The following is a 13,989-nucleotide window of genomic DNA, read 5'->3' as shown; positions in this document are numbered from 1 at the left end:
TGCGCGCCCGGCGCCCGGGGTCAGGCGGCTGCCGGGTGTTCGAAGCCGTGCAGGTCGCGAGCCTCTTTCGCGTACCGGGCGAGCAGGTGGACCGTGCGCGGGCCGGCCACCGCGTCCGGTTCCAGGCCGACCCGGGCCTGGAAGGCCCGGACCGCGGCGGCCAGGTCCGCCTCGTCCGTCCCGACGGTCACGCCGAGGTCCGCGAAGCGTTCGCGCAGGGCCGCCGGGTCCGCCGCCGGGGCCGGTTCGCCGGTCCAGCCGATCAGGCCGCCGACGGCGGTTCCGACCAGTTCGAGCATTCCGCGAGCCGACATGGTGACCTCCTGGGTGACTGATGGGCACCTCCCAGCATGCTGATTCCACCTGTGCGCTGCCTCTGACCAGGGGATCGACCTGCTGTGCATCGGCTGCGACTTTCGGCCGACCCCACCGGGGGTGGGGAAGGTGCAGAATTAGTGCAAAGATGTGTCGCCGCGCCACTGTGGACAGGAGAGACATCGATGTCGGAGTCGTTCGGGGATTCCCGGGTCAACACGCAGGTGCCGCACTCGGCCCGCCTGTGGAACTACTGGCTGGGCGGGAAGGACAACTTCGCGTCCGACCGGGCCGCCGGGGACGAGATCGCCCGGCAGCTGCCCTCGATCATCGACCTGGCGGTCGCCGACCGGGCCTTCCTCGGCCGGATGGTCCGGCACCTCGTGGCCGACCAGGGGATCCGGCAGATCCTGGACATCGGCACCGGCCTGCCCACCGCGGACAACACCCACCAGGTCGCCCAGTCGATCGCCCCGGACGCCCGGGTGGTCTACGTCGACAACGACCCGCTGGTGCTGGTGCACGCCCGCGCGCTGCTGACCAGCACGCCGGAGGGGGTCACCGAGTACATCGAGGCCGACCTCAACAACCCCGAGGCGATCATCGAGGCGGCCCGCCAGACGCTCGACTTCAGCAAGCCGGTGGCGGTCACCCTGCTCGGCATCCTGCACTTCATCCTGGACGACGACGAGGCGCGCGACGTGGTGCGGCGGCTGATGGCCGAGCTGCCGTCCGGCAGCTACCTGGCGATCGCGCACGGCTGCCACGACATCAACCGCGAGGCCGCGGACAACATCGTGTCGTTCTGGAACGAGCACGGCACACCCAAGATCGTGTACCGCAGCTCGGCCGAGATCACCCGGTTCTTCGACGGCCTGGAGCTGCTGGAGCCCGGCGTGGTGTCGTGCTCCCGCTGGCGGCCCGGCCCGGGCGACCCGGACATCGACGTCAACCAGTACAGCGGAGTGGCCCGCAAGCCCTGACGGCGACCGCCACGCCGCTCAGAAGTCGTCGATCCGGCGTTCCTGCTCCGGGCACACCGTGGTGATGGCGAGCCGGACCAGCACCCGGGCGTCCGCCCGGTCGGTGCCGAAGGTGCGAACGTCGGCCACCACGGCGTCGGCGGACCGGCCGGCCGCCAGCGCGGCGCAGGCCTGCTCGGCCAGCGCGAGCAGCTCGTCCTCCCGGTGGTCCACGGCCAGGTCGGGCCGCTTGCGCTGCACCACGGCGACAAACCCGCCCGGGTCGTTCCCGTCGGCCCGCTCCGGCACGGCGGCCGCCACCGCGGTACGGGAGGGCGGCGGGTTCCCGCTGCCGGTCACCGGCACCGGCACGGTCGCCGGCTCGGCCCGGTTGCCGTCCCCGCACCCGCCCAGCGCGAGCAGCAGCACCCCCACGACCAGCCACCGTCTCGCCATGACCCACCCCGCTCGTCCGATTTGTGCCGGGCAGACCCTAGCGGCACGGGATCGGCGGCGAGACGGATCGCCCACGGAAGGCTGACCCGCCCACACCCGGACGGGTGAAATGCCGGGATCGTGCGCGCGGCGGGTCCGGTTGCTGCCGCCGGGTCAGCGGCGTGCGGGACTGCCGGCGGTGGGCCGGCGGCCCGGTGGGTCGGTGACCGGCGGGATATCTGCCGGCTGGGTGCTGGGCGGTCGGGCTGTGGGCGGCCGGGCGACCCGTCGTCGCCGGAGCGGGCGCCACCAGCGGGACCGGCGCACCCGGGCGATCAGGGTGCCCCGGGCGTGCTCCGCCGCGCGGTGTTGCCGGTCGTCCTGGTGGTCGAGCCGCCAGGCCATCGTGGGGTCGATCATCCTCGTCACCTCCGCACCTACGTCGAACCACCGGGGCCGATTTCGACACGTGTCGGCGCGGCCCGGCCGGTCCGGGGTGCGAAGATCATCGGATGCGGGAAGTGGTCGACGGGGTGTTCGAGGTCGCTATCGGGTACGTCCATGTGCACCTCGTGGTGACCGACGACGGCGTGGTGCTCGTCGACACCGGGCTGCCCGGGCGGTCCGGCAAGATCGGGCAGGCGCTGCACGGGATCCGGCGCACGATCGGCGACGTGCGGACCGTGCTGCTCACCCACCACCACGCCGACCACACCGGCGGGCTCGCCGAGGTGCGCCGCCGCTCCGGCGCCCGGGTCGTCGCGCATCAGGCCGACGTCCCGTTCGTGACCGGCGCCGAGCGGGTCGTGCTGCGCCATCCCGTCGTCAAGGTCGTCTCGTTCTTCCTGGGCACGCCCGAGCCGGCGCCGGTCGACGACGTCGTGACCACCGACGGGTATTCGCCGCTGCCCGGCTTCACCGCGCTGCACACGCCCGGCCACACCGCCGGGCATCTCTCGTTCCTGCTCGACCGTGCGGGCGGGGTGCTGTTCGCGGGCGACGCCGCGGCGGGCCGGCGCGGCGGGCGGATCGGCGGCGCGCCGAAGATGGTCTCGGCGGACCTCGACCAGCAGCGCGAGAGCGTCGCCCGGCTCGCGGCGCTCGACTTCGAGCACGCGGTGTTCGGCCACGGCGGCGCGGTCTCGGGCCGCGCGGCGGACCGCTTCCGGGAGTACGCCGCCGGCTGACCCGAACCCCGACGGCCACCCGGCGCGGGGTGTGGAGGAGTGCCCGGCACTGCGGGACGTATGGCCCTGCGCCGGACGCGGCTGCTCCGGGAGCATGACCCTGAGCCCATTCGCCGGAGGGAATCAGATCATGGCCGTGACCGTCGCCGCGCCGTCCCGGGCGGTGCTGATGGAATGTATTCGCGCCGGTGTGCTGGCACCGTCCCTGCACAACAGCCAGCCCTGGCGGTTCCGGGTCGGCCGGGGGCGGGTCGACGTCTACGCCGATCGGGGCCGGCGGCTGTCCGTGCTGGATCCCGGGGGCCGGGAGCTGATGATGAGCGTCGGCGCGGCGGTCTTCACCATGCGGGTCGCGCTCCGGCGGAGTGGTTTCGTGCCGCGGCTCGAGTTGTTCCCCGACGTCGACGAGACCGACCTGGTGGCTCGGATCGGGGCTGTTCGCTTCGCCGCGCCCACGGCCGCCGCGGAGGTGCTCGCCGACGCGATTCCCCGGCGGCACACCAACCGGTGGCCGTTCGCGCGGCGGTCGGTGGCCGCGGAGTCGCTGCATCAGCTGCGGGACGCCGCCCACCGCGAGGGTGCGTTCCTGAGCGTCGCCCGGTCGGACGCCACCGAGGCCATCCTCGACCTGGCCAGGGCGGCGGATCAGGTGCTGCGCGGCCGGCCCGGTTACCGCAGCGAACTGGCGCGCTGGGCGGCAGCCGGCGGCGGCGAGGGCGTGCCGGTGTCGGCGATGGGGCCGAGGGACCGGCTCCGGACGGTGCCCGTCCGGCACTTCGCTGAGGTGTTGCCCTTCCCGCTGCCGTCCGAGCGGTTCGAGCCGCACCCGACGATCGTGGTGCTCGGCACCACCGGGGACACCGTGTTCGACCACATCCGCGCGGGTCAGGCGCTGCAACGTGTGCTGCTGACCGCCACCTCGCTCGGCCTCGCCGCCACGCCGATCAGCCAGCCCGCGGAGCTCGCCGCCACCCGGGATCGGCTGGCGGCCGCGATGTCCGGTGCCTCGCCGCAGATCGTCCTGCGGGTCGGTCACGGGCGGACGGTGCCCCCGACGCCACGCCGGCCGCTGGAGGACGCGTTGCTGCCGTCCGACGGCCGGGCGCCCTCGGCCGCGCCCCGCGCCGCCCGGTCCCGCCGCTGGGCCCCGCGCTGACGGCCGCTGTCAGGCGGTCACGGCGACGGCCAGCACCAGCGCGGAGCCGACGATCTCGATGATGCCCACCTGCTTCGGCGCCAGCCGGTACCGGGGCAGGACAGCGGCGCGCGCCAGCAGCAGCGTGAACACGATCACGGCGGGGACGCCGAGCCAGGCCGCCGCGCCGACCGCCAGGACGTGGTAGATCATCGACGCGCGGTGGTAGGCCGGGTTCCCCCGTTCCCTGATCATGGTCTTGACGTAGAGGACCGTGCCGGTGAAGTAGAGCAGGACCGCCAGGAACGCCGGTGCGGTCTCGCGCGGGCCGGCGCCGGCGACGGTCGCTGCCACGAAGACCATGAGGCAGCTCTGGGCGACCGACGCGATGTCGTTGAGCAGGGCCCGCTCCCGGCGTTGCCGCGCGTAGCCGACGTTCACCGCGAGCAGCAGCGCGTAGGCGGGCGCGTACGCCAGGACCTGCGGCCGGGCGAGGACGACCAGCAGGCCGAGGGCGGCGGCGACCGGGCCGTAGCACCACAGCTGGAGCCGCACGCGGGCCAGGCGGCGGGTCTTGACGGCCTGCAGCGCGTAGTAGGAGAACAGATAGCCGGCCAGCCACGCGCCGAGCAGCGGCAGGTGGGCCCAGTGGAATCCCGCGGCCAGCACGCCCGCGAGCCAGGGCACGATCAGCATCGCCCAGGCGCCGTGCTGCGGCGGGATGAACTGCCGGGCGCTCCTGCGCCGGCCGGCCGGGGAACGGGTGCTGCTGGTCGTCATCGGTGGTTCACCTGACCTCGATGGTGCCGCGGGCGCCGCGGTCGGCGTCGGCCACCAGGTGGCTGAGGAACGGGTAGTGGCCGGGCTCGGCCAGGACGGTCTCGACGAACCCGCCGGCCGCCGGGGGCAGGTCGAGGACCTGGGCGGCGCCGGGGTCCGCCGGGCGGAGCTGCCACCGGCCCTCCCGGTACAGGGTGTCGAACTGGGCGCCGACGACGTGGAAGGCGCTGCCGCGGTTGGGTCCGGCGTTGAGGACCCAGATCCGGACGCGGTCACCGGCGGCGGCGGTCAGCGGCCGGTGGGCGTACTGGCTGACGTAGCCGTTGAACACGACCGCGTCGGGCCGCTCGGCCTGCATCTTGGCCAGGTCACCGGGCTCGCCGTCGGGGCCGAGGTACAGCTCGGACTGGACGAGGACGTACTCGCGGTCGGCGGCGGGCAGGTCCGGCGGGTCGATGATGACGGCGCCGTACATGCCGTTGCCGATGTGCAGCAGCATCGGCATGGTCGAGCAGTGGTACATCCAGATGCCGGCCTTGGTGGCGGTGAACCGGTAGGTCAGCCGCTGACCGGGTTCGATGGGGCGCATCGGCTCGTCCGGGGCGAGCGCGCCCGCGTGGAAGTCGATGCCGTGGTCGACGCTGCCGTCGTTGATCAGCGTGACCTCGAAGGTGTCACCGATGCGTCCCCGCAGGACCGGACCGGGGGCGGTGCCGTTGAAGGTCCACAGGCGCTGCCGTACCCCCGGAGCGACCTCCCGTTGCACTTCCTGGACCCGGAGCTCGATGCGGTGCAGGCGCCCGGCGGGCGGGGCCGGCGCGGCCGCGTCGCGGGCGGTGAAGCCGGCGGCGGGCTCGGCCATCGCATCGACGGCCGGCGGGGTCCCGGCGGACGCGTGATCGTGCCCGGCGGCCACGGCCGGCTCGGCGGCGCCGGTGGTGGTGACGGTCAGGCGCATGCCCGCCTGGCGGTGGCCGGGCAGGGAGCACCAGCCCTCGACGACGCCGCCGATGACGCCGGCGTCCACCCGTGCGGTGCCGTCGCTCGCCACCAGCGGGGATTTCACGCCGGTGGCCAGCACCAGGTCGTGGCGGCGCCGGTCCCGGTTGGTCAGGTTGATGATCAGCCGGTCGCCGGCCGGGACGGTGATCCGGTCCGGGTGGAAGCGCATCCCGTCGGCGGTGACCGCCACGGTGGTGGTGTGGCCGTTCCACGCGACGGTTGACGACGCGGCGGTCGGCGCGGGGGCGGTGACGCGCTGGGCCGCAACCCCGATCAGCACGGCGAGCAGGACGAGGGCGAGGCCGGTCGCGACGCCGCCCAGGGGGCGGACCGGCGCGGTGGGTGGCTGTGGCGGGACGGGAGGTGTCACGGTCGGCTCCGGGCGGCGAGCAGGATGCGGAGGGCAGGCACGAGGAACTGCAGCAGGGCGGCGAGGATCAGCACCGAGGTGGTGATCCGCACGTACGGCGGCACCGGCAGCACGAACACCGCCAGCGCGGCGTTGGTCATGGCCACCCGCTGGGCCCCGTGCCGGTCCAGCCGCTCGGTGCGGTCCCGGACCGCCGCCGGGCCCCCGCCCAGCGCCATCGGCAGCAGGTAGGCCAGCGCCCCCAGCAGGGTCTGCGCGACGAAGCCGGCCAGCAGCGGGATCAGCACGGCGCCGAAGCGGTCGGCGGCCGCGGCCGGGCCGGCGGCGGACAGCAGGCACCACGCGTCGACACCGAGGGCGACCAGGAGCCACCCGCCGGCCGCGGCGATGGACCAGGCCGAGAACGACGCCGGCGTCCTGCCCCGGGCGGCCCGCACGGCGGGTACCGCGGTGACGACCACCGCCGCGGCGATCAGCGCCAGCCCGCCGACCGCCGGCGGCGGCCACCAGGCCAGCACCGCGATGCCGAGCAGCACGATCCCGGCCACCGCCGGCGGGAGCGCGCGGCGCGCGGCGGCGACGGCGCCGTCGGCCATCCGGGTACGCAGCACCGTCGGCCACAACGTGAGCAGGGTGCCGAGCACGGTCAGCGTCACCCAGCCGAGCAGGTTGACGTGGGCGTGGAACAGCACCAGCCGGGGCCGGCCGGTGTCGTCGGCGACGAGCATCCACGCGCCGACCGGGATGCCGGTCAGCAACGCCGTCGCGGCGGCGACGTAGTAGTGCACGGTCACGGTGAACCGGGCGGGCAGCGCGGCCCGCAGCCGCCCGGCCAGCCACGCGAGGTGCGCGACGACCGCGGCGAACACCAGCGCGGCGCCGGCGATGCCCGGCTCCGGCCGGTCGGTCGCGCCGGCGGTCAGCACCCCGGCGACGCCCAGATTGAGCACGGCCAGCCGCAGCGCCTCGCCGCGGCGCCGGGCCGGCGCCGGGCAGCGCAGGACGGCGACGGTGAAGTGGGCGCTCCACACCATGATCGCGTTGGTCACCGCGCCGAGCAGCAGCAGGTGGACGGCGAGCCAGCGCCAGGCCGGCAGGACGGGGTGAATCATGGCGACGACCACGAGCGCACACAGGTAGACCAGCGGCAGCAGGCCGGCGCGGCGATGCCAGCTCGCCCGCCCGGTGCGGCCGTCCACCGTGGTCGTCACGGGGTCACCGCCGCGACCCTGGCCCGGGCCGGGCGCAGCGACAGGGCGGCGGCGCACGCGACGAAGGTGAGCACCGCTGCCACGTTCGCGGCGCCGCCCCACCGCTTCGCCTGCTCCAGCCCGGCCGCGTCGCCGAGGACGACCCGTACCAGCAGGGAGAGGTGCAGCAGGGCGAGCGGCGCGTAGAGCAGCCGGTGGTACGGCAACGGGCGGCGCAGCACGGCGGGCAGGATCACCGGGGCGTGCACGAAGATCATGGACATGGTGAAGCCGAGGAAGACGGCGTGCAGGACGGCGTCGTACCGCGGGCCGTCCAGGGCGGGACCGGCCCCGGCCCACAGCAGGCCGGCCAGGGCGAGCCAGCCGTAGCCGGCCAGCAGGCCGACGGCGATGTAGCGGGGCAGGCCGCGCGCCCGCACGGTGCGCCGGGCGACGTCGGCCATGGCCAGCCAGGTCGTGAGGGCGAGCAACGCGGCGCCGAACAGCTGCGTCCCGGCGGCCGGCCACAGGGTGGCTGCGGTTGCGCCGGCCAGGACGGCGGCCAGGGCGGCCAGGAACCACCGTTCGGCGTGCCGGTGCGGCAGGGCGACGTGGGCCAGCTCGAGGCGTTCGCCGGCGATCGTCGCCACCACGAACACCGCCAGCCACGGCACGATCTCGGGGATGGTGAGGCCGGCGAGCCACAGCAGCGTCGCGGCGTACCAGCCGAACGCGCCGCAGGCCTGGGCGAGCAGCGCGACACCGGGCTGGCGGCGCCACAGCGCCCGGTAGCTGCCCAGCAGCACCACCGAGGCCGCCATGAGCAGCGACTTTCCCGCCAGGCTCGGGCCGGTCGCCACGAGCACCAGCGCGCCCGCACCCGAACACGCCGGGGCCAGCAGGGCCCAGCGGGCGCCGAGCGCGACCACGCGTTCCAGGGCGATCAGGGTCCCGACGAAGCCGAACACCAGCAGCGGCCCGTGCACCTCCTCCACCGGCGCGGCGGGGACCGGCACCGGGAGGTCGAGCAGCAGCAGGCCCGCGTACAGGCCGACGAGCAGCGCGGCGGCCGCGGTGGCCAGCACGGGCAGGCGCCACCGGACCGGCACCCCGGCGGGCCGGGTCACGGCCGGCCCCCGGGCGCCGGGGGTGCCGGGGTGAGCAGGCGCACGACGCAGGCGTCCGGCGCGCCGAACGGCTCCAGCACCACGGCGTCGGGGGACGCGCCGTCGTGCTCGAGGATCCCGCGCACGACGCCGAGGTGCAGCCCGCACATGGCGTCGGGACTGCGGCCCACCAGCTCCAGGAACGGGCAGGTGTGCAGGTGCACCTCCGCCTCCGTGCCGCCGGCCGGGGCGGGCTGACGTCGCGGGCCGAAGCCGAGGCCGTCCAGCACGGTGACCACCGAGCCGACGGGGTCGGCGCGCCGCGGGCCGGCCGCGGCCAAATGCCGGCCCCATTCCTGGCCGACCCGGGCCGCCGCGTCGCGGACGTCACCGGCGGCGCCGGTCAGGTGATCGAGCAGGGCGGCGGCCAGGGCCCGGTAGGGCGCGGGCGCCGGCGCCGGGTCACCGGCGGCGGCGCGGTATCGCCACGCGGGCCGGCCCGGCTGCCCGCCGCTGGCACGGGCCTTGACCAGCAAACCGGAGTCGGTGAGCCGGTCCAGGTGCGCCCGGGTGGTGGACAGGTGCTGCCCGGTGCGTGCCGCGACCTCGGCCGCGGTGATCCCGCCGGGGGACTCCTGCACCAGCCGCAGGATCGACACCCGGCTGGTGGAACCGAGGGCCCGGTGGCGGGGAGTGTCGATCGTCTCCCCGGTCGGCCCTATCCGTGGGGTTTCCATGGTGCTTAACGTTATAACGTCGAACGGCATCAAAACTCCGGGAGGGTTCCATGTCACATCAAGATCTGGTCACCGACGAGCAGGCGGCGCAGGCCGTGGTCGGCCACCACCGCCAGCTCGCCGCCGCCCTGGCCGGGCACGTCACCGGGCTCGTCACCGCCGCCGACGTGGGCGTGCAACGGCAGGTGTGGACACACCGCGACGAACTGGTGACCTGGCTGCACGACGAACTGCTGCCGCACGCGCACGCCGAGGAGGCGACGCTGTACCCGGTGGCCGCGGAGTTGCCGGCCGGGAAACTGCTCATCGACGGCATGCTCGAGGAGCACCGCACCATCACCGCGCTGGTCGCCGAGCTGGCGGAGGGCACCTCTCCGGTCCGGGTGGCCGCGAGCGCCCGCGCCCTGCACGCCGTCTTCTCCGGTCACCTGACCCGGGAGAACGAGCTGGTCGTCCCCCTGCTGGTCGCCGCCGAGGGGGTCTCCCTGGCCACCCTGCTCGACGGCATGCACGAGATCATCGGCGTCGAACCCGCCCCGGCCGCGGCCGACGGATGCGGCTGCGGCGGCTGCGGATGTGGCGCGGAAGCCACCCGGCCCGAGGTGGTCGACCTGCCGCCGATCGGGGTCTGAGCGGGGGTGGCGCCGGCCCGCGCAGAGTCCCGGAGGACTCGGGACCAAGGGCACGGGTCGCCCGGCCGATGCGAGGTTAGCGTCGCCTTACGGAGGGTCTCAGCGGGAGATGTGGATGACCAGGAGCAGACCCGTCGCACGGCGGGTGGACGGCAGGACCCGGTCGCTGGCCGCCCTGGCGCCGGGCGCGTCGGCGACGGTCGCGTACGTCAGCGCGTCCGCGCCGGCCACGGCGACCCGGCTGGCGGATCTCGGTTTCACCCCCGGCGCGGTGGTGCAGGTGCTGCGCCGGGCGCCGCTGCGCGATCCGGTGATCTACCGGGTGAAGGACTACGAGCTGTGCCTGCGCCGCGAGCAGGCGGCGTGCGTCCACGTCGTCGAGGTGCACCGATGAGTGTGCCCTGCCACGGCGGCGGCGGGAGCGCCGTCGCCGCGGGAGTGCCGCAGATCGCGCTGGTCGGCGCCCCCAACGCGGGCAAGACCAGCATCTTCAACGCCCTGACCGGGCTGCGGGGCAAGACCGGCAACTATCCCGGGGTGACGGTGTCCCGGTTCGTGGGCACCTGCCGGGTGGGCCCCCACCGGTACGTCATCGAGGACCTGCCCGGCACCTACGGGCTGGCGGCGGTCAGCCCGGACGAGCAGATCGTGGTGGACGTCCTCGACGGCTGCCTCGACGGCGTGCCGCGGCCGGATGCGCTGCTGGTCGTGGTCGACGCCACCTCGCTGCGCCGGTCCCTGGGGTTCGTCGGGCAGGTCCTGGCCCGCGGGCTGCCGACGTGCGTGGTGGTCACGTTCACCGACGAGCTGACCCGCCGCCAGGGTGCGCTGGACGTCGACGCGCTGGCCCGGGCGCTGGGGGTGCCGGCGCTGGCGGTGGTCGGCCACCGCCGGTGGGGCGTCGCGGAGCTCCGCGACCGGCTGGCCGGATGGGAGGCCTGGCCGGTGCCCGTGCTGGCGCCGCCGGTCGAGCTGGCCGAGCGGGACGCCTGGGTGGAGTCGGTGCTGGCCTTCGCCGGCTACCGGGCCGCCGAGCGCCACCGGGTCACCCGGCGGGTCGACGCCGTGCTGCTGCACCCGTTCTGGGGCACGGTGGTGTTCTTCGCCGTGATGGTGGTGTTCTTCCAGACGCTGTTCACCCTTGCGGCCCCGCTGCAGGACGCGGTGGGCGCGGCGTTCGGCTGGCTGTCGGCCCTGGTGGCGGCGCACGTCGAGAGCCGATGGCTGGCCTCGCTGCTGGGTGACGCGCTGATCGGCGGGGTGGGCGGCGTGCTGACCTTCCTGCCGCAGATCATGCTGCTGTTCCTGCTGCTGTCGCTGCTGGAAGGCGTCGGCTACCTGTCACGGGCGGCGTTCCTGATGGACCGGGTGATGGCCCGCGCCGGGCTGGAGGGCCGCGCCTTCGTCGCGCTGCTGTCGTCGTTCGCCTGTGCGATTCCCGGCATCATGGCCACCCGGACCCTGCCGTCGGCCCGGGACCGGATCGCCACCATGATGGCGGCTCCGTTGATCACCTGCTCCGCGCGCCTGCCGGTCTACGTCCTGCTGATCAGCCTGCTGGTGGACCGGTCGGCGCGGATCGGCCCGTTCGGCGCCCAGGGCCTGGTCATGTTCGGCCTGTACCTGCTCGGCGCCGTCTCGGCGATGGTGGCCGCCTGGGGCTTCAAGAAGCTCGGCGACCGGCGCGGGCCCCTCATGCCGTTCTATCTCGAGATGCCGCCCTACCGGCTGCCCTCGCCGCGGTCGGTGCTGATCGCCGTGTGGACCTCCGCCGGGTCGTTCCTGCGCAAGTGCTCCACCATCATCGTGGCCACCACGATCGCGCTGTGGCTGCTGCTGAACCTGCCGCTGCACTCGGCGGCGCAGCTGCGCGCGGCCGGCGTCGACCCGGGCGCACCCGCGGCGGTGTCCACCTACGTCGTCGACCACAGTTACGCGGCCGGTCTGGGCCGGCTGGTGTCGCCGGTGTTCGACCCGTTGGGCTTCGACTGGCGCGTCAACGTCGGGGTGCTGTCGGCCCAGTCGGCCCGGGAGGTCTTCGTGGCGACCCTCGGGCAGGTCGCCGCCGCCGGCGACCCGCAGGACCCGGCCGCGGCGCTGCGGGCCATGACCTACCCCGACGGTCCCCGGGCCGGGCAGCGGGTGTTCACCCCGCCCACGGTCGCCGCGCTGCTGGTCTACTTCGCCTACGCGCTGCAGTGCATGGCCACCGTCGGCGTGATCCGGCGCGAGACCGGCACCTGGCGCTGGCCGGCGATCGCCTTCACCTATCTCACCGTGACGGCCTGGCTGATGGCGTACCTGGCCAGGACCGTGACGTCGCTGGTCGTCGGGTAGCGCGCCATGGTGCCCATCCACCCCCAGGCGTACCCGGGCGACGCGGGCCGGCTGCGCTGGGTCGTCCCGGCCGGCCTGCTCACGGTCGCCGGCCCCGTGCGCGTCGCGCCGGCGGCGCTGGCGGCGCTGCTGACCGACGGCACCCTCGCCGAGGTCGTGGTGGAGCCGGCCGGCGTGGTCACCGGCCTCGGTCCCGGCCGCTCCTGGAGTGCCGACGGCCCGCGGGTGCGGGCCGCGCTGCACGCGGCGCTCGCCGAACCGGCCGGCTGGCGGGTGACGGCCGACGACACCGGCCGGGCCGGCGACGCGTTGCTGGAGGACCTGGTACGGCAGCTCCTGGACGGTGCCGCCGGGGAGTTCGCCCGTTCGCACGGCGGCGGCATCAGCCTGGTCGGGGTGCGGGACGGCGTCGTGACCGTCCGGCTCAGCGGCGCCTGCGACGGCTGCCCGGCCGCCCGTCTCACCCTGCACCAGCGCCTGGAACGCCACCTGCGGCAGCAGTGTCCCGCGTTGCGGGCGGTCGTCGACGCCTCGGCACGTCCACCGGGTCCGGGGACGCGCCGTCGCTGGGCCGCCCGTCAGGCGCCGGCCGGCGACAGCACCTCCGCGAGGTCGTCCGGGTAGGGGAACGAGCCCGGCTGGTAGCCGCAGGCCGGTTCCTCGGCGTGCACGTCGCCGGTGACCGCGTACGCCCGGGCGCGGGAGCCGCCGCACACCGTACGGAACTCGCAGGCGCCGCACCGCCCGCGCAGCAGGCCGGGATCGCGCAGCGCGGTGAACAGCGGCGCCTCGCGGTAGATGTCCACCAGCCGCTCGCGGCGTACGTCGCCGGCCGGCACCGGCAGGAAGCCGCTGGGATGCACCTGCCCGCGGTGGGAGACGAAGACGAAGCCGTTGCCCGCGCTGACCTGCAGCGGTGGCCGCCGGGGCCGGCGCGGCAGGCCGGTCAGGCCGAGCTCGTCCAGCCGGCGCCGGAGCCGCCGGTACAGCGGTCCCAGCCCGAGGGCCTCGGCGGCCGGCACGCCCCGGCGGGCCAGGACAGCACGCTGCAGGCAGACCCGGCGGAAGTGGTGCGCCTCGGTGGTCTTGACCGGCACCGTCTCGCCGAGGTCGTAGAGGATGTTCAGCACGTCCTCGGTCTCGGCGGCGTCCAGGCTGGACAGCGCGCGGCCACGCCCGGTCGGCACCAGGAAGAAGACGCTCCACAGCATCGCGCCGTGCTCGCGGACCCGCGCGGCGATCCGCGGGAGCTCGTCGACGGTGTCCCGGGTGACCGTGGTGTTGATCTGGACCCGCAGGCCCAGGCTCGCGGCGTCGTCCCAGGCGCGCCTGGTCAGCTCGTACACGCCGGGGACGCCGCGGAATCCGTCGTGCGCCGCCGCGTCCGCCGCGTCCAGGCTCAGCGAGATCGCGCGGGCGCCGGCGTCCCGCAGGTCCCGCAGCGCCTGCCGGGTGAGCGTCGGGGTGCCGGACGGCGAGACCGACACCGCGAGCCCCAGCTCGGTGCCCCGCCGGACCAGGGTGGTCAGGTCGGGCCGCTGGAACGGGTCGCCGCCGGTGATGACGAACAGCGGCGCGGGGCGGCCGAACTCGGCGACCTGGCCCATGAGGTCGACCGCCTCGGCGCTGGTCAGCTCCTGCGGGTCACGGTCCGGGCGGGCCGAGGCGCGGCAGTGCAGGCAGGCCAGGGGACAGGCCTGCGTCGCCTCCCAGATGACGATGAACGGCCGGTCGGCGGTCGCCCGCCGAGGCCGGCGCAGGTCGCGCACGGCGCGGCCCGGTTTCTGCTGCTCGGTCACCC

The 13,989-nt window shown here is 75.2% G+C and carries 16 protein-coding genes; 7 read left to right on the top strand and 9 right to left on the bottom strand.

The annotated features are described in order from the left end of the window. Positions 1 to 20 precede the first annotated feature (20 nt). A complete protein-coding gene (locus ACIBQZ_RS16390) occupies positions 21 to 314 on the bottom strand; it encodes a peptidoglycan-binding protein (RefSeq protein WP_396089442.1) in 294 nt (97 codons plus the stop codon). Between the two features lie 186 nt (positions 315 to 500). Here ACIBQZ_RS16390 and ACIBQZ_RS16385 point away from each other — a divergent pair, with 186 nt between their 5' ends. Further along, positions 501 to 1,298, top strand: a complete 798-nt coding sequence (locus ACIBQZ_RS16385) for an SAM-dependent methyltransferase (protein WP_396089441.1) — start codon at positions 501 to 503, stop codon at positions 1,296 to 1,298. A gap of 18 nt (positions 1,299 to 1,316) precedes the next feature. Here the strand turns inward: ACIBQZ_RS16385 and ACIBQZ_RS16380 are convergent, their stop codons facing one another. Both ACIBQZ_RS16380 and ACIBQZ_RS16375 read right to left on the bottom strand, forming a co-directional pair. Further along, positions 1,317 to 1,733 (bottom strand): DUF732 domain-containing protein, encoded by a 417-nt coding sequence (locus ACIBQZ_RS16380; protein WP_396089440.1) that lies wholly within the window; start codon positions 1,731 to 1,733, stop codon positions 1,317 to 1,319. A 153-nt stretch (positions 1,734 to 1,886) separates the two neighbouring features. Next, a complete protein-coding gene (locus ACIBQZ_RS16375) occupies positions 1,887 to 2,132 on the bottom strand; it encodes a hypothetical protein (RefSeq protein ID WP_396089439.1) in 246 nt (81 codons plus the stop codon). A gap of 92 nt (positions 2,133 to 2,224) precedes the next feature. Here ACIBQZ_RS16375 and ACIBQZ_RS16370 point away from each other — a divergent pair, with 92 nt between their 5' ends. Then, on the top strand, positions 2,225 to 2,899 hold the full coding sequence (locus ACIBQZ_RS16370) for an MBL fold metallo-hydrolase (RefSeq protein ID WP_396089438.1): 675 nt from the start codon (positions 2,225 to 2,227) through the stop codon (positions 2,897 to 2,899). Between the two features lie 130 nt (positions 2,900 to 3,029). Further along, a complete protein-coding gene (locus tag ACIBQZ_RS16365) occupies positions 3,030 to 4,055 on the top strand; it encodes an Acg family FMN-binding oxidoreductase (protein ID WP_396089437.1) in 1,026 nt (341 codons plus the stop codon). A gap of 9 nt (positions 4,056 to 4,064) precedes the next feature. Here ACIBQZ_RS16365 and ACIBQZ_RS16360 read toward each other — a convergent pair whose 3' ends face one another. From ACIBQZ_RS16360 to ACIBQZ_RS16340, 5 genes are read right to left on the bottom strand one after another with little or no spacing between them, the layout of a single operon-like run. Beyond that, complete coding sequence (locus ACIBQZ_RS16360; RefSeq protein WP_396089436.1) at positions 4,065 to 4,814, bottom strand: YwiC-like family protein; 750 nt, start codon at positions 4,812 to 4,814, stop codon at positions 4,065 to 4,067. A 7-nt stretch (positions 4,815 to 4,821) separates the two neighbouring features. Continuing rightward, entirely contained in the window at positions 4,822 to 6,186 is a 1,365-nt protein-coding gene (locus ACIBQZ_RS16355; protein ID WP_396089435.1) for a multicopper oxidase domain-containing protein, read from the bottom strand. Next, positions 6,183 to 7,397 (bottom strand): hypothetical protein, encoded by a 1,215-nt coding sequence (locus ACIBQZ_RS16350; RefSeq protein WP_396089434.1) that lies wholly within the window; start codon positions 7,395 to 7,397, stop codon positions 6,183 to 6,185. Before ACIBQZ_RS16350 ends, ACIBQZ_RS16355 begins: the two co-directional genes overlap by 4 nt. Beyond that, the gene (locus tag ACIBQZ_RS16345; protein ID WP_396089433.1) at positions 7,394 to 8,503 is read right to left on the bottom strand and encodes a hypothetical protein; all 1,110 of its coding nucleotides are present in this window, start codon (positions 8,501 to 8,503) and stop codon (positions 7,394 to 7,396) included. Before ACIBQZ_RS16345 ends, ACIBQZ_RS16350 begins: the two co-directional genes overlap by 4 nt. After that, positions 8,500 to 9,219 carry a helix-turn-helix transcriptional regulator gene (locus ACIBQZ_RS16340; protein WP_396089432.1) on the bottom strand — a complete coding sequence of 240 codons (720 nt, stop codon included), beginning with the start codon at positions 9,217 to 9,219 and terminating at the stop codon, positions 8,500 to 8,502. The genes ACIBQZ_RS16345 and ACIBQZ_RS16340 overlap by 4 nt, the downstream gene beginning before the upstream one ends. Before the next feature lie 50 nt (positions 9,220 to 9,269). On the opposite strand from ACIBQZ_RS16340, the gene ACIBQZ_RS16335 reads away from it, so the two are divergent. From ACIBQZ_RS16335 to ACIBQZ_RS16320, 4 genes are all read left to right on the top strand, one after another. Beyond that, positions 9,270 to 9,851 carry a hemerythrin domain-containing protein gene (locus tag ACIBQZ_RS16335; protein WP_396089431.1) on the top strand — a complete coding sequence of 194 codons (582 nt, stop codon included), beginning with the start codon at positions 9,270 to 9,272 and terminating at the stop codon, positions 9,849 to 9,851. Positions 9,852 to 9,966: 115 nt separating this feature from the next. Beyond that, entirely contained in the window at positions 9,967 to 10,245 is a 279-nt protein-coding gene (locus tag ACIBQZ_RS16330) for a ferrous iron transport protein A (RefSeq protein ID WP_396089430.1), read from the top strand. Beyond that, the gene (locus tag ACIBQZ_RS16325) at positions 10,242 to 12,188 is read left to right on the top strand and encodes a ferrous iron transporter B (RefSeq protein ID WP_396089429.1); all 1,947 of its coding nucleotides are present in this window, start codon (positions 10,242 to 10,244) and stop codon (positions 12,186 to 12,188) included. Before ACIBQZ_RS16330 ends, ACIBQZ_RS16325 begins: the two co-directional genes overlap by 4 nt. A 6-nt stretch (positions 12,189 to 12,194) precedes the next feature. Then, on the top strand, positions 12,195 to 12,812 hold the full coding sequence (locus tag ACIBQZ_RS16320; RefSeq protein WP_396089428.1) for a NifU family protein: 618 nt from the start codon (positions 12,195 to 12,197) through the stop codon (positions 12,810 to 12,812). Here ACIBQZ_RS16320 and ACIBQZ_RS16315 read toward each other — a convergent pair. Then, positions 12,767 to 13,948 (bottom strand): TIGR04053 family radical SAM/SPASM domain-containing protein, encoded by a 1,182-nt coding sequence (locus tag ACIBQZ_RS16315; protein ID WP_396089502.1) that lies wholly within the window; start codon positions 13,946 to 13,948, stop codon positions 12,767 to 12,769. The genes ACIBQZ_RS16320 and ACIBQZ_RS16315 overlap by 46 nt on opposite strands. Positions 13,949 to 13,989: the final 41 nt, after the last annotated feature.

The sequence above is a fragment of the Actinoplanes sp. NPDC049599 genome (assembly GCF_044465625.1).
Lineage (GTDB): Bacteria > Actinomycetota > Actinomycetes > Mycobacteriales > Micromonosporaceae > Actinoplanes.
Note: the sequence above shows the minus strand (reverse complement) of the source record. Positions and strands in the feature narration are given on the sequence as shown.